General features: G+C 65.2%; 20 protein-coding genes and 1 other RNA gene. 9 read left to right on the top strand and 12 right to left on the bottom strand.

Annotation, left to right across the window (positions count from 1 at the left end):
• Positions 1-320 precede the first annotated feature (320 nt).
• From ABQZ00_RS23540 to ABQZ00_RS23550, 3 genes are all read right to left on the bottom strand, one after another.
• Positions 321-1,925 (bottom strand): alpha/beta hydrolase, encoded by a 1,605-nt coding sequence (locus ABQZ00_RS23540; RefSeq protein WP_323539088.1) that lies wholly within the window; start codon positions 1,923-1,925, stop codon positions 321-323.
• A gap of 333 nt (positions 1,926-2,258) precedes the next feature.
• Positions 2,259-2,615: an XVIPCD domain-containing protein gene (locus ABQZ00_RS23545; protein WP_323539087.1), complete on the bottom strand. Its 357-nt coding sequence runs from the start codon at positions 2,613-2,615 to the stop codon at positions 2,259-2,261.
• A 592-nt stretch (positions 2,616-3,207) separates the two neighbouring features.
• The gene (locus ABQZ00_RS23550; protein WP_323539086.1) at positions 3,208-3,642 is read right to left on the bottom strand and encodes a DUF6393 family protein; all 435 of its coding nucleotides are present in this window, start codon (positions 3,640-3,642) and stop codon (positions 3,208-3,210) included.
• Between the two features lie 698 nt (positions 3,643-4,340).
• Here ABQZ00_RS23550 and ABQZ00_RS23555 point away from each other — a divergent pair.
• Complete coding sequence (locus ABQZ00_RS23555) at positions 4,341-4,829, top strand: hypothetical protein (RefSeq protein WP_323539243.1); 489 nt, start codon at positions 4,341-4,343, stop codon at positions 4,827-4,829.
• A 101-nt stretch (positions 4,830-4,930) separates the two neighbouring features.
• Positions 4,931-5,006: non-coding RNA, sX9 sRNA (locus ABQZ00_RS23560), on the top strand.
• A 129-nt stretch (positions 5,007-5,135) separates the two neighbouring features.
• Here ABQZ00_RS23560 and ABQZ00_RS23565 read toward each other — a convergent pair.
• Positions 5,136-6,248: a type II toxin-antitoxin system RelE/ParE family toxin gene (locus tag ABQZ00_RS23565; RefSeq protein ID WP_323526711.1), complete on the bottom strand. Its 1,113-nt coding sequence runs from the start codon at positions 6,246-6,248 to the stop codon at positions 5,136-5,138.
• Positions 6,235-6,441 carry a hypothetical protein gene (locus tag ABQZ00_RS23570; protein ID WP_055852407.1) on the bottom strand — a complete coding sequence of 69 codons (207 nt, stop codon included), beginning with the start codon at positions 6,439-6,441 and terminating at the stop codon, positions 6,235-6,237. The genes ABQZ00_RS23565 and ABQZ00_RS23570 overlap by 14 nt, the downstream gene beginning before the upstream one ends.
• A 249-nt stretch (positions 6,442-6,690) precedes the next feature.
• Here ABQZ00_RS23570 and ABQZ00_RS23575 point away from each other — a divergent pair, with 249 nt between their 5' ends.
• Positions 6,691-7,215: a CcdC protein domain-containing protein gene (locus ABQZ00_RS23575; RefSeq protein ID WP_323539085.1), complete on the top strand. Its 525-nt coding sequence runs from the start codon at positions 6,691-6,693 to the stop codon at positions 7,213-7,215.
• A gap of 33 nt (positions 7,216-7,248) precedes the next feature.
• On the opposite strand, the gene ABQZ00_RS23580 is transcribed toward ABQZ00_RS23575, so the two are convergent.
• Positions 7,249-8,514, bottom strand: a complete 1,266-nt coding sequence (locus ABQZ00_RS23580) for a phospholipase D-like domain-containing protein (RefSeq protein ID WP_323539084.1) — start codon at positions 8,512-8,514, stop codon at positions 7,249-7,251.
• A 168-nt stretch (positions 8,515-8,682) separates the two neighbouring features.
• Positions 8,683-9,231: an RNA 2'-phosphotransferase gene (locus ABQZ00_RS23585; protein ID WP_323539083.1), complete on the bottom strand. Its 549-nt coding sequence runs from the start codon at positions 9,229-9,231 to the stop codon at positions 8,683-8,685.
• Positions 9,232-9,564: 333 nt separating this feature from the next.
• Here ABQZ00_RS23585 and ABQZ00_RS23590 point away from each other — a divergent pair, with 333 nt between their 5' ends.
• Together ABQZ00_RS23590 and ABQZ00_RS23595 are read left to right on the top strand one after the other, a co-directional pair.
• Complete coding sequence (locus ABQZ00_RS23590) at positions 9,565-10,116, top strand: YdeI/OmpD-associated family protein (protein WP_323539082.1); 552 nt, start codon at positions 9,565-9,567, stop codon at positions 10,114-10,116.
• 113 nt (positions 10,117-10,229) lie between these two features.
• Positions 10,230-11,591 carry an MFS transporter gene (locus tag ABQZ00_RS23595; RefSeq protein WP_055852391.1) on the top strand — a complete coding sequence of 454 codons (1,362 nt, stop codon included), beginning with the start codon at positions 10,230-10,232 and terminating at the stop codon, positions 11,589-11,591.
• 252 nt (positions 11,592-11,843) lie between these two features.
• On the opposite strand, the gene ABQZ00_RS23600 is transcribed toward ABQZ00_RS23595, so the two are convergent.
• The 5 genes from ABQZ00_RS23600 to ABQZ00_RS23620 all read right to left on the bottom strand — a co-directional run bounded on the left by ABQZ00_RS23600 (position 11,844) and on the right by ABQZ00_RS23620 (position 17,164).
• Positions 11,844-14,015, bottom strand: coding sequence for an FUSC family protein (locus ABQZ00_RS23600; RefSeq protein WP_323539081.1), 2,172 nt, complete (start codon positions 14,013-14,015; stop codon positions 11,844-11,846).
• Positions 14,012-15,472, bottom strand: coding sequence for an efflux transporter outer membrane subunit (locus tag ABQZ00_RS23605; protein WP_115552338.1), 1,461 nt, complete (start codon positions 15,470-15,472; stop codon positions 14,012-14,014). The genes ABQZ00_RS23600 and ABQZ00_RS23605 overlap by 4 nt, the downstream gene beginning before the upstream one ends.
• On the bottom strand, positions 15,469-16,392 hold the full coding sequence (locus ABQZ00_RS23610; protein WP_323539080.1) for an efflux RND transporter periplasmic adaptor subunit: 924 nt from the start codon (positions 16,390-16,392) through the stop codon (positions 15,469-15,471). The genes ABQZ00_RS23605 and ABQZ00_RS23610 overlap by 4 nt, the downstream gene beginning before the upstream one ends.
• Positions 16,389-16,607 carry a DUF1656 domain-containing protein gene (locus ABQZ00_RS23615; protein ID WP_074052590.1) on the bottom strand — a complete coding sequence of 73 codons (219 nt, stop codon included), beginning with the start codon at positions 16,605-16,607 and terminating at the stop codon, positions 16,389-16,391. The genes ABQZ00_RS23610 and ABQZ00_RS23615 overlap by 4 nt, the downstream gene beginning before the upstream one ends.
• 101 nt (positions 16,608-16,708) lie before the next feature.
• Complete coding sequence (locus tag ABQZ00_RS23620; RefSeq protein ID WP_055852379.1) at positions 16,709-17,164, bottom strand: MarR family winged helix-turn-helix transcriptional regulator; 456 nt, start codon at positions 17,162-17,164, stop codon at positions 16,709-16,711.
• A 130-nt stretch (positions 17,165-17,294) separates the two neighbouring features.
• Here ABQZ00_RS23620 and folE point away from each other — a divergent pair, with 130 nt between their 5' ends.
• From folE to ABQZ00_RS23640, 4 genes are all read left to right on the top strand, one after another.
• On the top strand, positions 17,295-17,897 hold the full coding sequence (gene folE / locus ABQZ00_RS23625) for a GTP cyclohydrolase I FolE (protein WP_055852376.1): 603 nt from the start codon (positions 17,295-17,297) through the stop codon (positions 17,895-17,897).
• A gap of 19 nt (positions 17,898-17,916) precedes the next feature.
• A complete protein-coding gene (locus tag ABQZ00_RS23630; protein ID WP_323539079.1) occupies positions 17,917-19,386 on the top strand; it encodes a DUF3375 domain-containing protein in 1,470 nt (489 codons plus the stop codon).
• Positions 19,373-20,077: a DUF4194 domain-containing protein gene (locus ABQZ00_RS23635; RefSeq protein WP_115559364.1), complete on the top strand. Its 705-nt coding sequence runs from the start codon at positions 19,373-19,375 to the stop codon at positions 20,075-20,077. The genes ABQZ00_RS23630 and ABQZ00_RS23635 overlap by 14 nt, the downstream gene beginning before the upstream one ends.
• A gap of 555 nt (positions 20,078-20,632) precedes the next feature.
• Positions 20,633-21,007 (top strand): hypothetical protein, encoded by a 375-nt coding sequence (locus ABQZ00_RS23640; protein ID WP_323539242.1) that lies wholly within the window; start codon positions 20,633-20,635, stop codon positions 21,005-21,007.
• Positions 21,008-21,133 lie beyond the last annotated feature (126 nt).

Genomic DNA, 21,133 nt, shown 5'->3' on the forward strand with positions numbered 1-21,133 from the left:
GGTGATGGGCGCGTCGTCCAGAGCCACCTGACGACTGCTCGCGACGTGTTTTTAGCTGCTCTCAGTGGCGAGAGCGAAGATGCGCGCGGTGTGGTCAATGCCAGGCATCTTGCGCGTCGTGCGCAGCACGTTGGCGCACTGCATCGCGATGCGCAGCTGCGTTGCTGCATGCAGCAGCCCTGCATGCAGTTGCACGAGCGCGCTGCTGCGCCGTGCGGTATTGCAGCGCAGGCGCAGATATCGCGTTAATTAGCCGCGCGAAACCCCTCACGCACACCGCCGGGACGCCACACGGCGGCGCCGGCGGTGCGGAGGCGCAGTTACTGCTTCGGTCGCGCCACTGCGTACATTTCCGCGGCGATCTTCTTCATCAGGGCGTTGCCGTCGTCGCCTTCCTTGTACAGGTCGAAGTGGCTACGGCCTTCCAGATAGCGGAAGTCGCTCTTGGCGCCCAGGCCGTCCAGCACCGACTGGAATTTATGCGCCGCGCCGTCCAGGTAGAACGTGTCGGCGGTGCCGACAATCAGGTGAATCTTGCCGTCCAGGTCCGGCTTGAGCGTGGGCCACTGCGCGGCCACGCGGGCGGCGATGTCGTAATGCGTGCGCCAGTAGGCCGCTACGGCCGGGTCGACCTTGCCGGTGTCGCGGTCGAACATCGGCACCGGGCGGCCGTCGGCACCGCGCGGGGAGAACACCCACTCGAACGAGGTGAGCTGGCCGCCGTACGGGCCGAGCACGCGTTCGAGCTTGGCGAAGGTTTCCAGCTCGGCCACCACCTTGCCCCCATCGCGGACCAGCGGGAACTGGCTGCCGTCGGGGCGCCGGTAGACGTTGGCATTGGGCGCGTACAGATCCGGGCCGGTGAAGTCGCGGAAGTCGCTGGGATCGGGCGAGGTGGACCAGGTGCCGCCGAACAGTTTGGGGTAGCGCGTCTGCAGCCACAGCGTGGCCCAGCCGCCGGAGGAGTGCCCGGTCAAAAACCGGCCGCTGGCCTTGCCATCCATCTTGTACTGGCGCTCCAGCGCCGGGATCAGCTCTTCGGTCAGCGCGGTGCCCCAGGGGCCGTTGTTGACCGAGTCGGCGAACTCGTGAGTTCCGGTGGGCGTGGCCTGATCCAGGAACACCCAGATCATCGGCGGCATCTGCTTGGCCGCCATCGCGCTCCAGGTGGCGGCGATGCTGCCGGCAAAGCGGTTGTAGTTGCCGCCGAAGCCGTGGGTGACATACACGGTTGGGTAGCGCGTGCGGGCTTTGGCGTCATAGCCGGGTGGGGTGAGCACGCGTGCGCGCAGCGAGACCGGCCGGCCCCAGAACGCACTCAGCGACGGGCTGACCATCGAGGCATCGGTGGTGTGCAGCTTGGCCTCGGGCACGGCATCGCGCACAGCCTGCGGTGCGCGTGGCGAGACCTGCCACGGGTCGTCGGAGACGGGTAGCTGTGTGCTCAGCGTCAATGCGGGCAGCGCGCTTTTGCCCAGGGTGACCGGCGTCACCGCGCTCAGCAGGTCGCCGCCATCGCGGCCGCTGTAGCCATAGCTGTGGTCCGGGTCCAGCACGGCCTGGAACAGATAGGCACCGGCCGGCAGCGCAGAGAACCCGTTCGGGTAGGCGATGTTGTCCAGGTCGATCTGCACGCTGGCCCCCGGTGCAAGCCCGGCAACCTCCTGCGCGGCCACCGTCGTGGCGCTAGGACGGAACGGGTTGGTATCCACCGCCTCCACCTTGCCGTCCTTGGCCTGCGCCTGCGCGTCCTTGGCCAGGGTGGCAAACACCAACAGCCGCCCGGAGACGGGCTGGTCGGTGGCGCCACCCAGGGTGACGCGCAGCAGGCGATGCGCGGCCACCGGCTCGGCGGCGTGCGCGGCGCAGGCGCACAGCAGGCCAACGGCCAGCCCAAGGCGAGGTGCAAGACGATGCAGGGACATGCGGATCCTTTGAGACGCAGATGGATGGAGTGGGCGGGGCGGCCCTGGGCGGACTGTAGCCAGTTTGCAGCGTGGCGCGTGCTGCAATCGCGAGATCTAGTCACCGTATCCGATCTGACTAACGTGAAACTTACTCCGGCGGCGCGAGCGACGGGAGTAATTGCGCCTGAGGAAGTCCAATGCACTGGGGGCATCTAGAGTTGCCGACTCCGGTCGCCAAGCAGCTCAAATGAGCAACGCCGACGCGCCAGGCAGCCTGGAACCGTGGCTGTAAGCGTGCTGCGTCGGTGAGCTAAGGGAGCAGCGCAATACAATCGCATTTCCAGCTGCTGCTCACCGCATTCCAAGCGCACCATGACTTGGTTGTTCCACTGCGCGTGATGTCTCTTGCGTAGATGTCTGCACGGTCTGCTGATTTGCAACTTCGAGTTTCTGCAGATTCTCGGCCAAGGGCTGATTGACGGCTTCGGCTTTGTCCACATGCGTGCGCAACACATCCATGTCGTTCCCAGGATTCTTGTACGTTGCGAAAACATTGCCGTTCGTTTGACTAGGAATGACGTCCTGGATCTCGGGTAGAGGCGGGCGATTGAGCTTGGCCTGGACCGCAAGTGCACCCGCAATGCGTTCCTTGTCTTGCTGATTGGTATAGATGCCGGCATCCGGGCCGAGCTTATCGAGCCCGGCCAAGGCTTGCTTGAACAATGGGTCATCACGCAGCCGTGCTTCTTGCTGCGGATCGAGAGGTGCTCCACCTGCGCTGAAGGTGCGTCCCGAGTTGCCTAGTCCTGGCACCGAGGGCTGGATCGATTCGTCGAGCTGTCGTCCCGATGCAGGCGCCCAATGGCCGAAAACGCCGTCGTTCTTCGGTTCCGGAAGTCGCACATCCCGCAGCACGCTATCGGCCAGTGTGTTGGAGTTTTGCAACTGGGGATCGTAGGGGTAGTTGTCATCCTTGCTCTTGGCATTGGCGACCATGCTTACCCACGTTGCTGACAAGTCCGCACCGTGTGCGATCTCTTCGCGGTATTGCTTTTGTCCAACCGCATTCGGGTTGTCCGGATGATCGGGGTTGGCCCGGTCATAGGGCAGGTTAGCCTCGACGTGCATCCGCCCATACGGCAGTCCAGGGTGCTCATCGCCGGTCCAGCCGCTGATGGTGTGCTGGTTGCCTTCCTTATCGGTGTAGAGAAGGAATTTGTGGTGGTATTCCTTACCCAGCGCAGCCCCGATGTTGCGGTATCCAACTTCGATCTTCTCGTCCATGACGTTCTCCGTTGGCTTACTGATTCTTGATGTGGACGGCGTCGATGTGTGTCACCTTGCCGGCGGTATCCAAAGAAAACGTCATCACGATGGAACGTGCATCTGGATCAAGCATTGCCTGCCCCCTGTTGTCCCTGATGACCACCTTGTCTGCAGTGTCTTCAACAATCTTTGACGTTGGAGCTTTGCCGAATGTCTCCAGCACCACCAACTTCGTCGCCCCCAAAGGGATGTACTTGGCAACGGTGCTGCTTACGTCGACCTGTTCGAATCGGACGGGCTTTTTGGATGCATAAATCTCGTCAAGCATCGGGCTGGCTCCTGATTTCATCGTGTCTTCCTGTGTCGAAGCGGTGCGTGCGGTATCTGTATTGGCGCAGGACGAAAGCGGGAGCGCAAGCCAGATAAGTGCGAGCGTTGCAGCCCAACCGTTTAACATGATGCGTGGCATGGCGACTCCTGATGCAACTAATCACTAGAATAAAATGCCCGAGAGGTCTTGGGCTTTCCCCAGGTAGTCTAGGACATCAACCCTCCTTAAAAACGGATGAGGCTAGCGTACTACACGCTCTTGGCCTTTGACGCATGGGTGAGCTGGGTCGTTAGGGTTAACTTGGAAAGAGCGCAATCTTGGCGCATCCAAATGTGTGGATTGGACATTCCTGTAATCCATATCTCGTCAAATAGGTGGCCAAACTTCGGTAGCACGACTAGAAATGGTAGACCCCTAAATGCTCCATATAGTCGTTCGTCTCGACTGATGCCTGAAGTGAACAGTGTAAGTCGCCGCGTTTGCTTCCTAATTCCCAACTGCATCACGCAACGAAATTGTTGAGACGATTTGCCGGGTTTGCCGCGTGCCGGTCTCCAAAGATTGACATGCCAGGGGCGCAGCCAGCTGGATGCGGTAGATGTGGTGCTTCCCACGCATACGCAAGAGGTCATCGAACGCAATCGATCATCTGCCGCTTGGCGTTATGCACAGGTGCCGTTGCGAATATTCATTCAAGGGGCAAGTGGCGGCAGCGCTAACAGCCTCTGCCGAAGCCTTGCATCACACACCAAGGAGTGATCGAAATGAAAAGTAAATCCAGCTATCGCTGTGCGCTTGCGACAGGTGGCCTCACACTGGCCGTGGCCGCATTGTGCATGGACGCTGCCGTTGCAGCACCAGTCACCGGGACGGACAAGGTCACACTGACCCATGTCTTCGCCACGCTGCAGAGCGGGCAGGAAGACAAGAAGCCGGAAGACATTGCCGCATGTCGCAAGCAGGTTGCGGCGCCGAGTTCCAAGTATCTGGGAATGGTGGTCACCACCACATATTCCATCGATGCGCAGTCCCTGATCATGACCGCCTCGTCGTCGCTTCCCTCGCCCGTCGTGACACAGCCGCTGATGCTGACGGTGCCGCTGTCCCCGTTGGGGTTGTCTGGCGAGTATGCCTTCGGTGCGTTTCGCCCGAGCGCGTTGCCCAATACCTATGTGCTGTTTTCGACCGGGCTGAATTTCAAGAGCGCCAAGTCATCGGTACTCGTCCTCAACAGCGACAAGCCCTATAACTGCCTGGTCACCAGCGATCCGGCGCTGTTCAATGGAAAACTGGGCACCCAGCTGGGCAAAGACCAGGGGCGCTGATCTGTGCGACGTACGAATTGCCGCCGAACGCGCTGACTAAGAGCGGCTAACAAACCGACTGTGCTCACCGCCAGGTGGGCGCGGCTGGTGGTCGGTGCGACATGTACCACGCGTACACTCCGGCTCCTCCGCGCCGTCCACACCCACCTGACGACTGCTCGCTACGTTGTGTTAGCCGCTCTAAATGGTCGGCGCGTTCGGTTGCGGTGTGCTGGCGATGGGCAACGCTGCCGCGGTTTTTGGTGAGCGTTTCTGGAGCACAGCGGAATTGCCTGCCGACGTGTGCGGCAGACACAGATCCACGCATTACCGATACGGCCCCGGCCCGCGCCAGACTGGCTCGCCCTGGCGGTAGACCTCCATCATGTTGATGACCTCGCGGGCGTCGCCGATGTTCTTCAGTTCCGGCGAATCCGGTGGCAGCAGGCGGCATTTGCTGGAGCCGCGTTTGAGCGCGACATCCAGCGGGCAGACCATGCGTTGCTGGGTGCCGGGCAGGATGATGGCGATCTCCTGCATGCCCTGTTCCTTCCACGCGCGCAGCTGGGTTTCGCTGCGCACGTCGTAATAGACCTGGAAGCCGCCGATATCCATGCTGGGCTGGGCGTTGCTGCGGTCGCGGCGGCGGCCTTCGCTGATGGTGGGCGTGTTGGCGCTGCCGTCTTCGGCGGCATCGGCCGGTTCGTCGAGCATGCCCGGTGGGCGGCCGGTCCAGGTTTCGGGGCGGCGCTGCGGCGGCGATGACGGTTCGGCCGGCGGTTGCGGCGGGGTGGGGCGTTGTACCGGTTGTGCACGGCGCTGCTCGGCCAGGCTGCCGCGGCGGGTGTTGCCCTGCGGCGGCACCGGGTTCTTGGCGTTCTGGACCAGCGTGGATTGCAGCGGTGAGGCGGCCGGCGGCGGCTGCACCGGCGCAGGCGTCTGCGAGGGCGGTGTGGGCGTCGGGGAGGGCGTGGGTTGCTGCGGCTGATCGGTGTCGCCGACAAAATCCACCTTGGTGCGGCCACCGCTGGCCGAGCCTTGCGGCGGGGTCATGCTGGGGGTGGAGGCGGACAGCAGGATCAGCAGCATCAGCACATGCAGCAGCGCGCTGATCAGCGCGGCGATCCACGGCTCGATGCGTTCGATCAGCGGTTCGCTGCGGGGCAGCCAGTCGCTGGGGTCCAGATGGACGTGCAGCAGTTGCAGCGCGTCGTCGCGCACGCGGTAAACCAGCACGTAGGGCGTGTGCTTGACCACCCACTCGCGGGTACCGGGCACGCGGCCGGCGTGGCCACGCCCGGGCTGCTCGGCCAGGGTGCGGGTGGCGTCCAGCACATGCCGCGCCATCGCCGCGGCAATGGTCGGGTTGAGCGCGTGGTAATGATCCTGGGCGTGGGCGAGCTGCTTGGCGGCCGGGACGGTCCAGTCACGCCGCAACATCAACGCCCCATCTGGCGAACAGTGCGGTGACCTGGGCCGGTGCGGTGATGGCGCCCTGGTCGGCTGCGGCAATCCCGTCCAGCACCGCGGCCTGGAAGCTGGCTGCCCCCACGACGCGCACCACGTCCTGCCAGTCTGCCGTGTCGGGCAGCGTATCGATCAGCGTCTGGGCGTGGTGCTTGATGGCGGACATGGCACTGCGGTGGGGGAGTACTGCCGGCAAGTCTACCGCCGCGGCCTTGATCCGCGTGTGGCAATGGCTGGCGTGCGCGTGTGCGGCGTTCACCGGAGGCGGTGGCACCGGCGATCGGGAGAGCGACGCACCCAGGAGCCGGCCGCCGTGAGGTATGCCGCCGGCCGCAGAAAGTGACACTTGGCACCTTGTTCGCGGTACCGGCGGGTTTCATCCTGCAGCCGTCACTTCACCCACACAGGATTGGTCATGCCCGCTGCTGCCATCGCACCGTTTACCCCGTACCTGTCGATGGCGGCCATCGCCTTCATTTACTACCGGCGCATCCGCCGCAGCTTCGGTCGCCAGCAGTGGAAGCCGGTGGGCACTGCGGTGCGTGCGGTCGTGCTGGTCATCGCCGCCGCCGCACTGGCGTTTGCGGTCTACGGATTACCGCAGGTGCGGCTGGGCGTTGCGCTGGGAACGGCGGCCGGCATCGGGCTGGGCGCAGTGTCGCTGCGTTACACGCACGCCGAATGGGTGGACGGCCGCGGCTGGTACACGCCCAATCCATGGATCGGCGGCGCGTTGATGCTGGTGCTGTTGGGCCGGTTGGCCTGGCGCTGGGGTTCCGGTGCTTTCAGCGAGGGTGCGGCCGCTGCCGGGTCGCAGGCCAGCCCGCTGACCTTGGGCATTGCCGCCGCACTGGTGCTGTATTCGCTGGTGCATGTGGGTGGGGTGTGGTGGCGCCTGCGCCAGCTGCAGTTGCAGGCCGCGGCTTCCGCAGTGGTGTGAGCGGGTGCGGTGCGCGGCGTCAGTGGCGTCGCATCACACCTGCGAACGGAACGGGAACACCAGTTTTTCGCCCAGCTTCTGCCGCAGCGGCCGCGCCCGCCAGCGTTCCAGCGTGTACTGCTCGGCGCGTTGCAGGTCGCGATCGAAGACCTCGGTCATGCGCGCGGCCAGCGTGGCGTCGTAGACATTCAGGCTGGCCTCGTCGTTGAGGCGGAACGAGCGGATGTCGAAGTTGGTCGAGCCCACCGACACCAGCAAGGTGTCGATGATCAGCAGTTTGGTGTGCAGCATGGTGGGCCGGTACTCGTGGATCTCGATGCCGGCCTGCAGCAGCGGCTCCCAGCTGGCCTTGGACGCCAGCCGCACCGACACCGCATCGATATGTTTGCCCGGCAGCAACACGCGGATCTTGACGCCACGGCTGCGCGCCTCCAGCAGCGAGCGGGTGATCAGCGCATCCGGCACGAAGTACGCCGCGGCCAGATCGATGGACGTGCGTGCTGCGGCAATGGCGATCAGATACATCAGGTGCATGCTCTCGCTGCCGCCGGCCGGCGAGGCCACGAACAGCTGCGCATCGCTGTCGCCGGCTGTCGCCAGCTGCGGGTAGTACTCGGCGCCGTTGAGCACGCGGCCGGTGGTCTTGATCCAGTTGTCGTTGAAGGCGGCCTGCACCTGCGCCACCACCGGGCCTTCGATGCGGTAATGCGAGTCGCGCCAATGCTCCGGGTCCTGCGCATCGCCCATCCATTGATCGGCCACGCCCACACCGCCGGTAAAGCCGATGCGGCCATCGATCACCAGTAATTTGCGATGGGTGCGGTTGTTGACGCGGTGCAGGTTGTACCAGGTGAGGGGACGGTAACGGTGCACTTCCACGCCGGCATCGGTCATCTCTTCGACCAACGACGGGTCCATCTTCAGACTGCCGCCCCAATCGATGGTCACGCGCACCTTGACGCCGGCCCGCGCGCGCTCGGACAGCGCCTCGCTGAACTCGCGGCCGATCTCGCCCGACCAGTAGATATAGGTTTCGAAGGTGATGGTGTGCTGCGCTGCGCGGATGGCGGCCAGCATCGCCGGAAAGATCTCGTGCCCGTTCTGTAGCACCTCGATCTTGTTGCCGGGCAGGATCGCCGGCCCCAGCAACACCGACATCTCACGTTTGAACTGCGGGTCCGAAACGTCGTAGCAATGGCTCGGAATATGCTCGAGCTTCTTCTCAGGTGTGGCGAAGTTGAGCAGCAGCAGCCCCACCAGCAAGGTGATGACGACGGTGGCCACGATGATCCATGTCATGCATCCAACTCCGATTCCCCTGCCACTGCGGCCACAAGCGGCCGGCATTCTGCCAAGGCGCGCGGCATGGGGGTTGTGAAGGCAGGCGCGTGCGCTGCGGTGCGAGGCACTGCCGTGGTGCCGTGCCACATGCCGCTGCGCGTGGCGGCAGTTGCCGGCCTGCGCGGGTCAGGTGGCCTGGGTCAGAAACGCCACCGGTACCGCGTCGATGAGCCACACGCCATTGTCGGCTTCAAAAAACCGCAGGCCCTGGTCATGCATCTGCCCGGCCTGGACGATCAGCAAGACCGGCGTGCCATAGCGGGCGCCCACGTGCATGGCGGTCTGCGGATCGGCGGACAGATGCACATGGTGGCGTTGGCCCGGGCGCAGGCCTTCGCGCAGGATCGCGTCGAGAAACCGCGTTGCTGTGCCGTGGTATAGCAGCGTCGGCGGTGTCTTTGCCACGTGCGCAAGCGCCACGCTCGCCGTCGAATGACCCTGCACTGCACGGATGCGCAGGCCGTCGGCAGACAGCGCAAAGCGCTGCTTGTCGCTGCTGGAGACCACCGCGCCGATCAGCTCCGCATCCAGCGCTTTGCCGTGGACATTGGCTGCCGCGATCAACGCGTCGATGTCTGCCCAGCCGTCGCGATCCAGCGCCAGCCCGATGGATTCCGGTGCATGCCGCAAGACGTAGCTGAGGAATTTACTGGTCTCAGTGTGATGCTTGCTCATGGTGATTGCGCTGGACGATCCGTGTGCCCTGGACGCTTGAGTTTACAGGTGGGGATAGAGGCGGCTGCCTGAGCGCCGGGCAGGTGCGTCTGGTGCGGCGGTTATGCAGTGCGTCCGTTTCTCGTGCGGCGTCCGCGCGTCTTCTGGCCAGTCGCTGCGTGTCATGAAGTGCTCGCCGCTTTGCGACGAAGCTGCAGACGCATCGATCGCGAGCTACAGCTTGCACCGCCATCTATCTGCGTCGCAGTGTGGGCGATCGGCCTCTACAGGCGCCCGCAACGCGCGCACTGCGCGGCAGCGAACGCGATCCCATGCAGTGCTATCGTCCGCGCCATGGTCAAGCCAGCCGCCACCATCCGCTTCAAGGCGGCGCTGCTGCAACCGGCAGCGCCGGCCGATGCCACATGGCTGTTTCTGCAGCTGCCCGCGACGGCAAGCAACAAGCTGCCGTCGCGCAGCATGGTGACCATTGCGGGCACGTTTGCCGGGCATCCAGTGCAGGCGACGTTGCAGCCGGACGGGCAGGGTGGGCATTGGCTCAAGGTGGATCGCGCGCTGCAGCGCGCTGCCGGGGTTGCCGCTGGCGAGACGGTGGCGCTGGACATCGCGCCGGTTGCCGAAGAACCCGAGCCGGTGCTGCCGGACGATCTGCATACCGCGTTGGCCGCGCAGCCAAACGCGCGGGCCACCTGGGACGCCATCACGGCAGTGGCGCGGCGCGACTGGATCTTCTGGGTCACTTCGGGCAAGAAGGCCGACACGCGGATCAAGCGCATTGCTACTGCCTGCGACATGCTCGCCTCCGGCAAGCGGCGTGCGTGCTGTTTCGACCGGTCGGGGATGTACGGCAAATCGCTTGCGGCGCCAACGCCCAAAGCGGGCTGAAGCGGGCGCGCGGCAGCCGGGTCTGCGGGTGTATATGCGCCGAAATGCTTACATGCGTCACACAAGTGCGCACCTATACTCCCAGGCTGCCCCACCGAAGAGGTTCTGACCGCATGAGCGCACCCCCCTCGTCTCCGATCGCCGCCGGTTCTGGCGCAGCACCCGGTAGCCTTCGCCGCTCGGTGTCCAATACGCTCAAGGGATCGGCCGGCAACCTGGTCGAGTGGTACGACGTCTACGTCTACTCGGTATTTGCCACCTATTTCGAATCGCAGTTCTTTTCCAAGGAAGACAAGAACGCCACGATGTTTGTGTGGGCGATCTTTGCGATGACCTTTTTGATGCGGCCGATCGGTGCGTGGTACTTCGGTCGCTTTGCCGACCGCTACGGCCGGCGGTTGGCGTTGACGATCTCGGTGTCGATGATGGCGCTGTGCTCGTTCGTGATCGCGGTGACGCCAACGGTGGCCACCATCGGTATTGCCGCGCCGATCATCCTGCTGCTGGCGCGCCTGGTGCAGGGCTTTGCGACCGGTGGCGAATACGGCACCAGCGCGACCTACATGTCCGAGGCGGCGATTCCAGGCCGACGCGGGTTCTTGTCGTCGTTCCATTACGTCACCCTGGTGGGCGGGCACGTGCTGGCGCAGACCACCTTGCTGGTGATGCTGCACTTCTTCGATGCTTCGCAAGTGTCCGAATGGGGCTGGCGTGTGGCGTTCGGCCTGGGCGGTATCGGTGCGCTGGTGGTGTTCTGGCTGCGTCAGACCATGGACGAATCGCTGAGCTCTGAATCCATCGCCGATTCGCGCACCGGCAAGGCCAAGGCGTCCGGCTCGATGCGCGAGCTGTTCGTCAATCAGTGGCGTCCGCTGTTGCTGTGCTTCTTGATCACTGCAGGCGGCACCATCGCGTTCTACACCTATTCGGTGACCGGCCCGAAGATGATCCAGACCGCGTTCGCCGGTGGCGACGTGATGGCCGGCACCATCATCAACCTGGTTGCGTTGACGGTGCTGATGCTGATGCAGCCGGTGGGCGGTTGGCTGTCGGATATCGTGGGGCGCAAGACCTTGCTGGTGTTCTTCGGCATCGGCGGCGTGCTGTACACCTGGTTCCTCGTGACCGAGCTACCCAAGCAGACCGACTGGTTGACCGCGTTTGCGATCCTCACCGTGGGCTTTGTGATCCTGACCGGCTACACCTCGATCAATGCGGTGGTGAAGGCGGAATTGTTCCCCACCCATGTGCGCGCGCTGGGCGTTGGCCTGGGCTATGCACTGGCGAACTCCGCGTTTGGTGGCACCGCGCCGTTGCTGTATCAAGCCTCGTTGAAGACCGGTCACGTGAGCGAGTTTGTGATCTACGCAACCGCGGTGATTGCGGTGTCGTTGGTGGTGTACATGTTCTTCCTGACCAACAAGGGCAGCAACTGGCTGGATGACGAAGCGGCGATGCGTCAGCGCAAACGCTGAGGTGTTGATGCAACCGCAAGCTTGATAGCTAGCTCCCTTCTCCCTTCGGGAGAAGGTGCCCGAAGGGCGGATGAGGGGCGCCTCAGGCGACTAGCATGCCAGCCATGGTGAACGCGTCGCCACGCGTCGCCAAGGTGAAGCATCGATATTGCGGTCGTGCATTGGGACACCCCAACCCCAACCCGCGCTCCGGCACGCGCCAGCTGCGCGGGCGCTCCAAGGCACGCGCGCCAGTGGCGCACAGGCAGTGCCTTATCGCCCCGCAGGGAGAGGGGCTAAATCAGGCTTCTGGTGTCTGGCATTTGCGTCCTTCTGTGCCATCTCGGCAAACACGCTGTAACGCAGCCCGATCAACCCCAGCAACGCGTCATCGCGATGCGTTCCCGCCGGCACCTTGCCCACGCGCGCCAGCGAGGCATCCAGCCGCGCACGTAGGGCATCCGGTGCAGGCAACGGACGCTTGTGCGCGATCTGTTGCCGGTAGTGCGCGGCGACGTCGGCCAGGATGGTGTCCACCGCGTCCACGCTCGATGGCGGCAAGCCGTGCCGTGCGCTGCGCAGCTGCAGGATGTTCAAGCCCACGCGGACTTCGCTGAGCATATCCATCGATGCCAGGTCGCTGCCTTCCGGCGCCAACGCCAACCTGGGCGCGAGCAAGCCGAGCAGATCCAGCATACGCGCGGCGAACTGGTGGCGGTCCTGCGCGCCATGGCCATCGGCGGCATCGGCCAGCGTGCGCCACGCCTGGCGGACCAGGCGACGCGCGCTCCATTCGGCGCCGACCGAGCGGAACACCTTTGTGAGCACCACCGCGAATCCGATCCCCAGCACCATCGCCACGGCGGCGTTGACGAAGCTCTGGATGTTGGCGTTGTAGGTGTTCTGCAGGCTGAGCAGGGCGGTGAGATTCACCACCAGCGGAAGCGCGATCAACATGCTCTTGGGCCGATGCAGCAAGGCGCCGATGGGCAGAAACACCGCCGCCAACAGCAGCACCAACATCGGGAAGTCGTGGATCGCAGGGAAGATGCCGAACAGGTAAATGCCTGCGACCACACTGGCAACCACCGCCCAGGTCAGAAACGACACCATGCTGGGTGCGGGGTCGTCCTGCGCGGCAAAGAACGCGGCTGTGACCGCAGCCATCATCGCGCCGTTGCCACCGCCCTCCCAACCGATGCCGATCCACAACACGCAGTACGCCAGCAGCGCAAAGCCAGCGCTGAGCGCGGAAAACGCCGCCATGCCGAAGTCGATGTGGCGCGCGCTGCTGGCAGGGACGCCTGCATCGGCGGTCTGGGGCCGCGATATGCCGAGGCGTTGCAGCAGCGAGGGTCGCAGGCGCGAACGCACACCGGCATCGCCTTGCGCAGCGTCCATCGATTCGGCTGTTGCAGGCTGTCTTGCCGCCGGCAGCGCGGTGCCCCGCAGCAACGTCTGTTCCAGCGCGCGGCAGTCTTGCCAAAGGTTGAGCAATTCTTCCAGACGCAGCAGCAAGCTGGCCAGCAGCAGATGCTCGATGTCCTGATCGACTACCGGGCGCAGCGCGGCGATGCGTGCGCGCAACGCGTCGACATTGGCATCGCTGCCTGCGTCCTCGCGCTGATCCACCCAACCGGCGACGTCGTCCAGCAGCGCCTTGAGTGCGGGCGGCTGTGCAGACCCATCGCGCCGCAATGCATCCAGCCGATCGGCGATCGACGACAGCACCGGCAGCAGCATCAGCATGCGCGCGCGCAATTGCTCCATCGCCGGCGCCGCACTGGCATGCCGCGGGTCGTCGTGACGGACGAAGGCGATCAAGGCCTCGAACTGCACCAGGTCTGCCGCCAGCCGGTTGCGCGGCGTGTGCGAGGGGCCACGCTGCAGCACCTGCCGGCACCATTGCGCAGCGTCCTGCATCCAGCCGCCGATGCGTGCGGTGACCATCGGCCGCACCGAAGCGGGGAACACCAGCGAGGCAAAAAGCACCGCCATCACCGTGCCCAATACGATCTCTTCGCTGCGCGCCACCACGGTGTCGAAGATGCCTTCCGGCGCAGTCACCGCAGGAAAGCCGATAAACGCGGTGGTGTAGCCGGCCAGCAAAAACGCATAGCCGCGCGGGCCGCGATTGAGCAGCGCCAGAAACAGGCAGGCCGACAACCACAACGCCATCGCCGCGCTTAGCAGCAGCGGCGTTTCGACCAGATTCGGCAGCATCACCAAGGTGGCCGCGCCGGCCAGCACGGTACCGAGCACGCGGTACACGCCCTTGGCGCGGGTGGGGCCGAGCAGCGGTTGCGAGACGATATAGACGGTGGCCATCGCCCAGTACGGCCGTGACAGATTGCCGGCCAGCGCCACGTACAGCGCGGCGATCGAGGCGGCAAAGGTCTTGACCGAAAACAGCCAGGCTTGGCGATCGCGCAGCAGTGCATTCATGGCGCGGCAGTGGCAGCGGTGGCGTCGCTACGGGCGTCGGTATTCCAACCGCCGCCCAGCGCCAGAAACAGCTGGAGTTGATCCTGCGACACCTGCGCCTGCGCAGTGGCCAGGGTCATGTCGGCAGTTGCCAGGGTGCGCTCGGCATCCAGGCTGGACAGATACGGGGTGCGCCCGCCCTGATACAGCCGGCGGTTTTGCGCCGACGCCAGTTCGGCCTGTTGCTGCGCCTGTTCCAACAGATGCAGGCGGTCCAGATCCTGCGCGTAGCGCGAGAGTGTGGTCTGCACCTCGCGCAGCGCCTGCAACACGGTGTTGTCGAACTGCGCCAGCGCGGCATCGGCGCCGGCTTCGGTGGCGCGCACGCGGGCACGCGCACCGCTGGACGGCAGCGTCCAGGAAATCAGCGGGCCGAACGACCAGGCATGCGTGGCCGGCTCACCGAAGTCCGCCAGCAGGCCGGTGGCGCCGATCGAACCGCCCAGGCGGATATCCGGATACAGCTCGGCGGTGGCCACGCCGATACGCGCGGTGGCCGCGGCCAGCCGCCGCTCGGCCTGGCGCACGTCCGGGCGACGGGCGAGCAGGCTGCGGCCATCGCCAATCGGGATGGGTTGCTGCAAGGCCGGCGCATGCGCGCAGCGGTCGACACCGGCAGGCACTTCGCCGGGCGTTTTGCCGAGTAAAGCGGCCAGTTGATAGCCGGCTGCCTGGCGGCGCGCGCGCAGCGGCGGCAGGGCGGCTTGCAGCATCGCCACCTGCGCGGTGGCGCGGGCCAGATCCGGTGGCGTGCCGCGTCCGGCGGCGATCAAACGTTGGGTGATCTCGCGGCTGCGCTGCTGCAATTGCAGCGAATGCTCGGCCACATGCAGTTCGTGGTTGGCGTGGCAGATCTCCACATAACTGCCGGCGACCTGCGCGGCCACGTTGACACGGGCCAGATCGATCGCGGCCTGCGCCACCTGCGTATCGGCGTGCGCAGCCTCGGCGCCGCGTTGCAGCTTGCCGAACAGGTCGAACTGGTACGACACGCCAAACTTGCCATCGGCAAGGTTGAACACCGGCAGTTTTTCTTCCTGCAAGAAGGCTTCGGCCGACACCTGCGCGCGGCTGACGCCGGCTTCCACCTCGTAATCGAAGCCGCCGGCATCCATGGCCTGTTCGTAGACCGCTGCGGCACGGCGCAGGTTGGCGCTGGCGACCTTCAACGCGACGTTGTCGTGCAGCGCCTGTTCGACCAGGCCATCGAGCATCGGGTCCTGATATAGCGCCCACCAGCGTGCCGGCAGCGGCGCGCCGGGCTGCACCTGGTCGTTGCCGGTGTCCAGAAACGCCGCGTTGGCGGCCGGCCGCTGGTAGGCGGACTGGTCGGGCAGCGCGTAATTGGGGCCGACCGTGCTGCACGCGGCCAGCACGGTGACGGCTGCGCTCAGAGCGAGCAGACGCAGGCGCTTCATGGCGCGGCCTTTGCCTGCACATGAGCAGGCGAGCCAGCAGACGGCGCCGGTGCGGCATCGGGCAGGATCGTCACCGTGGCGGTGCGCCCGGCAATCAGCTGCACGTGCGTGGGCACCTGATCCAGCGCAATGCGCACCGGGATGCGCTGCGCCAGCCGCACCCAGTCGAACGCCGGGGTGACATTGGGCAGCGCGCCGGCGCTACCGCTGCGGTAGCGGTCTTCGATGCCGGCAGCGATGCTCTGCACATGCCCGTGCAGGGTCACCGGCTCGCCCATCAGGCGCACGTCCACGCGCTGGCCGGCATGCACGCCATGCAGGCGGGTTTCTTCGAAATAGCCATCGACGCGGAACGAGCCGGTATCCAGCACCGCCACCACCGGACGCCCGGCGCTGACGTAATCGCCCACGCGCACGGTGCGGTCGCTGACATGGCCATCGGCCGGGCTGCGCACTTGCGTGCGGTCCAGATTGAGCTGGGCCAGATCCACCGCCAACTGCGCGGTGGCCATCGCAGCCTGCGCCTTTTGCACGTTCGAGCGGCGCACCTCGGCATCTTCGGCCGCCACCAGGTCTTGCAGGCTGCGGTCGCGCGCAATCTCGCGGCGCAACTGGGTCAGCGTGGCCTGCCGCTCGGCCAGCGCGGCTTGCGCCTGTTCCAGCGCAATCGCATAGCGCGCGCGGTCCACCACAAACAGCAGCTGGCCGCGCTTGACCGCCTGGTTGTCGTCCACCGCCACCGATTCCACCAGCCCGGACACATCCGGCGCCACCTGCACCACATCGGCGCCCACGTGCGCATCGCGCGTCCACGGCGCGTCCATGTAGTACCGCCACAACTGCTGCAGCACCAGCGCGGCCACCACCACCATTGCCAGGGTCAGCAGCGCCGGCCCCGCGGTCTTGATCAACTTTTTCACGATTGCATCCAACGGGTAAGGAAAAACAGGCCGCCCAACAGCGCGATGTACAGCGCCAGGTTGAACAGCGCCGGATGCCAGACATGGCGATACGCACCGGCGCGGGTCAGCAGCGCGCCGATGGCGCTGTTGAGCAGGTAGGCCAGCGTCATCAACGCCAGCAAGGTGGGAACGAACACACCGTAGAGACTGAATTCGCCGTACATCGGGCACATCCTGGGAAAGGGAAACAACCACGCCCGGCGCAGCGCAGCACGCGCGCCAGGGCCTTCGGAACGTCACAACCGGCGTCGCAGGACGACGCCTGATAGCTGACTCAGTCGGGCTGACTCAGCCGCGCATGCGCCTGCGCGATCTGCTCCCACAGCGTCAGCACGGTCTGCACCTGCGCTTCGCTGAGCGCGCCGAAGACCTCGGCGCGCAGCGCATCCAGGCGGATCTCGATGCGCCCGACCAGCGCATGGCCAGCGTCGGTGAGCCACAGCTGGTTGGCGCGGCGGTCGCTGCTGTCTGCCTCGCGGCGCACCAGCGCCTGTGTGCAGAGCTTGTCGAGCAGGCGCACCAGCGAGGGGCCTTCCATGCCCAGCTGCTGTGCCAGCGCCACCTGCCGGATACCGCCGCCGGAGCGTCCGATCATCAGCAGCGGGCCGGTGCAGGCGCTGGACAGGCCGAATTCGGCAAAGGCCTGGTCGGCCAGCCGCTGCCACTGGCGGGCGGCGACCAACAGGCCGGAGCTGAGCTGGGCGCGGGGAGAGAGAGTGCTAAGCGTCATAATAGTTAGGATGCTATCAATTCAACAATGAATCAATAGTCACTGAACCCGGCCCAGCGGCCACAACCGCCACTGGGGCCGCCGGCCCGTCCTCGGGTACCATGCTCGCCCCCTTTGGGTGCACCTGCGCATGAGCCAGTCCGACCAGCCCGATTCCTCCGTTACCCAGGCCCAGGCCGAAGATGCCGTGCGCACCCTGCTGCGCTGGGCCGGCGAAGATCCGGCCCGCGAAGGCCTGTTGGATACCCCGCGCCGTGTCGCCGAAGCCTATGGCGACTGGTTCAGCGGCTACCGCGAAGAACCGCGCGAATACCTGGAACGCACCTTCGAGGAAGTCGCCGGCTACGACGAACTGATCGTGCTGCGCGATATTTCCTACGAAAGCCATTGCGAGCACCACATGGCGCCGATCATCGGCAAGGTGCACGTCGGCTACCTGCCCAGCGGCAAGGTGGTGGGCATCAGCAAGCTGGCCCGCGTGGTGGAAAGCTACGCGCGCCGCTTCCAGGTGCAGGAAAAGATGACCGCGCAGATCGCCCAGTGCATCCAGGACGTGCTGCAACCGCGCGGCGTCGGCGTGGTGGTCGAAGGCTCACACGAGTGCATGACCACCCGCGGCATCCACAAGCGCGGCGTCAGCATGGTCACTTCCAAGATGCTGGGCAGCTTCCGCGAAGACGCGCGCACCCGCGCCGAATTCCTGCAGTTCCTCGAAGTAGGCGGCAAGCGTTGAGGCAGCCCCTGCAGTCGCCATGAAGCACCAGGCACGGATTGCCGGCTACCGCCAGTTGCGCGACCAGCCGGCGTGGAAATTGCTCGCCGCCGATCACGCCCCGGAGCTGATCGGCCTGCTGCAGACCCTGTTGCTGGACGGCGAGCGCCGGCTGCCGTCGGCGGTGCTGCATGCGCGCCTGCAGCGCCAGCTGGATGCATTGCGCGGCGATGAACTCTCGCGCGAGTTGCCACGCACCGCGCAGGCGTATCTGGCGCATTGGCTCTCGCAGGGTTGGCTGGAACGGCGCCTGCCCGAAGGCGCGGCCGAAGAGGACTACGAACTCTCGCGTGCGGCCACCCAGGTCATCCGCTTCATCGCCGGCCTGCACGAGAGCGGCAGCAGCGCCACCGAAAGCCGGTTGTCGCTGGTGATCGAGCAACTGGTGCAGCTGGCCGGCCAGACCGAGGCTGACCCGGCGACGCGCCTGGCCGCGCTGCGCGAAGAACGCGACCGTATCGATGCCGAGATCGAGCGCGTAGCGGCCGGCCGGGTTGCGGCACTGGACGGTAAGCGCGCGCTGGAGCGCACCCGCGACCTGATCCATCTGGCCGACGAACTGGCCGAAGACTTCCACCGCGTGCGCGACGACTTCGAGCAGCTCAACCGCCAGTTCCGCGAGCGCATCATCGATGACGAAGGCACGCGCGGCGATGTGCTGGAGCAGTTGTTCAGCGGCGTGGACGTGATTGCCGACAGCGAGGCCGGGCGCACCTTCGAGGCGTTCTGGAGCCTGCTCAACGACACCCAGCAGAGCAGCCAGCTGGACAACGCGCTGGACGCGCTGCTCGCACGCGGCTTCGCACGCAAGCTAGACCGCCGCGAACGCGCCTTCCTGCGTGGGCTCACCGGCACGCTGCTGGAGCGCGGCGGCGAGGTGCACACGGTGATGCAGCACTTCGCGCGTAGCCTGCGCGGGTTTGTGCAGAGCCGCGGCTATCTGGAACAGCGCCGCCTCAATCAGTTGCTCAAGCAGGCGCAGGGCGAAGCCCTGCAGCTGCGCGACAGCCTGCACGCCACCGCCGCCACCGGCTACACGCAGGCGCTGAGCGCCAGCCGCCTGCGCTCGCTGTCGCAGTGGCGGCTGCACGATCCACGGCTCACCCAGGTCGATGGCCGCGTGTATGCCGCAGACGCGGCAGAGATCTCGCTGGACAGCGTAGGCGACCTGGTCGCGCAATCGGAGATCGATCTGCGCACCCTGCGCAACGATCTGTACGTGCTGCTTGGGCAACAGCCGCGGCTCACCATCGGCGATGCCTTGCAGCAACGCCCGGCCGCGCAGGGGCTTGGCAGCGTGATTGGCTATCTGTCGCTGGGCACGCGCCATGGCGTGGTGATCGAAGGCCACATGGAAATGGTGCAATGGGAAGGCGGCGACGGCATCTTGCGGCGCGCGCGCATTCCCTTGGTGTGGTTTACCCGGGAGAAACGCAATGAACTGGTCTGAGCAGGCCCCGCTGGATGCGGACGACGACAACGACGACGCCCGCGATGCCGCATTGACGCTGCCAGCGAGCGATGCCGCCAACGCCGCGCCCGGTGGCGCACTGTTCCTGGGCGACACCGGCACGCTGCCGTTCGATGCACGCCGTGCGCTGTGTCAGCTGTTGGCCGGTCCCAGCATCGACGCGCAACGGCACGGCAGCTTGTGGCCGGCGCTGCTGCGCAACGAAGCGGCAGTGCGCCAGGTGTTGTGCGAGCTCTTTCTGCAGCTGGTGCTGGACCGCGAAGGCGGGGTGGCGTTCACCCGTCAGGCCGACACCGCCGAACTGGAATCGCCCAGCTTGCTGCGCAGCGCGCCGCTGACCTTCATCGAGTCGGTGCTGCTGCTGTTCCTGCGCCAGCAACTGGCCGAGGCCGATACGCGCGGCGAACGCGCGGTGGTGGACGAGACGCAGCTGGTGGAGGCGTTGTCGGTGTACGAAAAGAACGTGTCCACCGACAAGGCCGGGTTCACGCGGCGGGTGATGACGGCGATCGGCAAGATGCGCGACAACCAGTTGCTGTCGCGGTTGCGCGGCAGCGAGGAGCGTTACGAGGTGTCGCCGGTGTTGAAGCTGTTGTTCTCGGCGGAGGATGTGCAGGCGTTGGTGGTGGCGTATCGGGAGTTGCGAGAGGGGGAGGTTGCGTTGGAGTGATGCCGTTTGCGCCTGGGACGCCATCTTCCTTCTCCCTCCGGGAGAAGGTTCCCGAAGGGCGGATGAGGGTGCGGTGTCAGGCGGTGTGTGGTGTTGTGCGGGTTGTTTCTGCACCTGGGATGGCATCTCCCTTCTCCCATCGGGAGAAGGTGCCCGAAGGGCGGATGAGGTGAGGTGCCAGGCGGTGTGTGGTGCTGTGCGGGTTGTTTCTGCACCTGTGACGGCATCTCCCTTCTCCCATCGGGAGAAGGTGCCCGAAGGGCGGATGAGGGTGCGGTGCCAGGTGGTGTGTGGTGTTGTGCGGGTTGACTGATGTTTGGCTGTGAGCGGGTAGGGCAAGAGCTTTCACGCCCTTGCGGGCGCGAGTCACTTTTCTTTGCTTGTGCAAAGAAAAGTAACCAAAAGAAAGCACACCCCGTCCTCGCGCCCTCCGCGCCAAGGCGCTGCGGGTGCGCAAGTCCGGCAGAAATTTTTGTAAGGGACATCCGTGTCCCTTACAAAAACGTCGCGCATCCCTGCGCGCCGCCCTGCGGGTTGTATCTGCCAGCCTTGCCGCTGCGGTATGGGGCCCCGACTGCAAACTGCGCAAGCAACGGCAACGGCAACGGCAACGGCAACGGCAACAGCAACAGCAACAGCAACAACAACAACAGCAACAGCAACAGCAACAGCAACAACAACAACAGCAACAGCAACAGCAACAACAGCAACAGCAACAGCAACAAGAGCAACAAGAGCAACAGCAACAACAACAACAGCAACAAGCGGGGCCTGTATCTGCAACACACTGCTGAAAGCAGCAAAGCAGCAAAGCAGCAAAGCAGCAAAGCAGCAAAGCAGCAAAGCAGCAAAGCAGCAAAGCAGCAAAGCAGTCACGAAGAAATGAAGAAACGAAGAAGGAGCGATGGGCGCGCGATCGGGCGATGTTGAAAAGGTGAGTGGTACAGGTGTTCGACAATCCGCAGCGGTTGTCGCGCTCGTCCGGCTTTCACCGCAATTGGTTCAAGCACCACGCTGTTGTAGGAGCGACCTTGGTCGCGAAGCCGTCCCCTTGCC

Source organism: Xanthomonas sp. WHRI 10204, from assembly GCF_040202875.1.
In the GTDB taxonomy this organism is placed as follows: domain Bacteria; phylum Pseudomonadota; class Gammaproteobacteria; order Xanthomonadales; family Xanthomonadaceae; genus Xanthomonas.

Coding starts and splice junctions, on each gene's coding strand:
- ABQZ00_RS23635 (WP_115559364.1), top strand. CDS start 19,373: ATGAACTGGTCTGAGCAGGCCCCGCTGGATGCGGACGACGACAACGAC.
- ABQZ00_RS23615 (WP_074052590.1), bottom strand. CDS start 16,607: ATGTGCCCGATGTACGGCGAATTCAGTCTCTACGGTGTGTTCGTTCCC.
- ABQZ00_RS23575 (WP_323539085.1), top strand. CDS start 6,691: ATGCCCGCTGCTGCCATCGCACCGTTTACCCCGTACCTGTCGATGGCG.
- ABQZ00_RS23590 (WP_323539082.1), top strand. CDS start 9,565: ATGGTCAAGCCAGCCGCCACCATCCGCTTCAAGGCGGCGCTGCTGCAA.
- ABQZ00_RS23550 (WP_323539086.1), bottom strand. CDS start 3,642: ATGCCACGCATCATGTTAAACGGTTGGGCTGCAACGCTCGCACTTATC.
- ABQZ00_RS23540 (WP_323539088.1), bottom strand. CDS start 1,925: ATGTCCCTGCATCGTCTTGCACCTCGCCTTGGGCTGGCCGTTGGCCTG.
- ABQZ00_RS23595 (WP_055852391.1), top strand. CDS start 10,230: ATGAGCGCACCCCCCTCGTCTCCGATCGCCGCCGGTTCTGGCGCAGCA.
- ABQZ00_RS23565 (WP_323526711.1), bottom strand. CDS start 6,248: ATGTTGCGGCGTGACTGGACCGTCCCGGCCGCCAAGCAGCTCGCCCAC.
- ABQZ00_RS23580 (WP_323539084.1), bottom strand. CDS start 8,514: ATGACATGGATCATCGTGGCCACCGTCGTCATCACCTTGCTGGTGGGG.
- ABQZ00_RS23585 (WP_323539083.1), bottom strand. CDS start 9,231: ATGAGCAAGCATCACACTGAGACCAGTAAATTCCTCAGCTACGTCTTG.
- ABQZ00_RS23605 (WP_115552338.1), bottom strand. CDS start 15,472: ATGAAGCGCCTGCGTCTGCTCGCTCTGAGCGCAGCCGTCACCGTGCTG.
- ABQZ00_RS23600 (WP_323539081.1), bottom strand. CDS start 14,015: ATGAATGCACTGCTGCGCGATCGCCAAGCCTGGCTGTTTTCGGTCAAG.
- ABQZ00_RS23570 (WP_055852407.1), bottom strand. CDS start 6,441: ATGTCCGCCATCAAGCACCACGCCCAGACGCTGATCGATACGCTGCCC.
- ABQZ00_RS23630 (WP_323539079.1), top strand. CDS start 17,917: ATGAAGCACCAGGCACGGATTGCCGGCTACCGCCAGTTGCGCGACCAG.
- folE (WP_055852376.1), top strand. CDS start 17,295: ATGAGCCAGTCCGACCAGCCCGATTCCTCCGTTACCCAGGCCCAGGCC.
- ABQZ00_RS23620 (WP_055852379.1), bottom strand. CDS start 17,164: ATGACGCTTAGCACTCTCTCTCCCCGCGCCCAGCTCAGCTCCGGCCTG.
- ABQZ00_RS23555 (WP_323539243.1), top strand. CDS start 4,341: ATGGACGCTGCCGTTGCAGCACCAGTCACCGGGACGGACAAGGTCACA.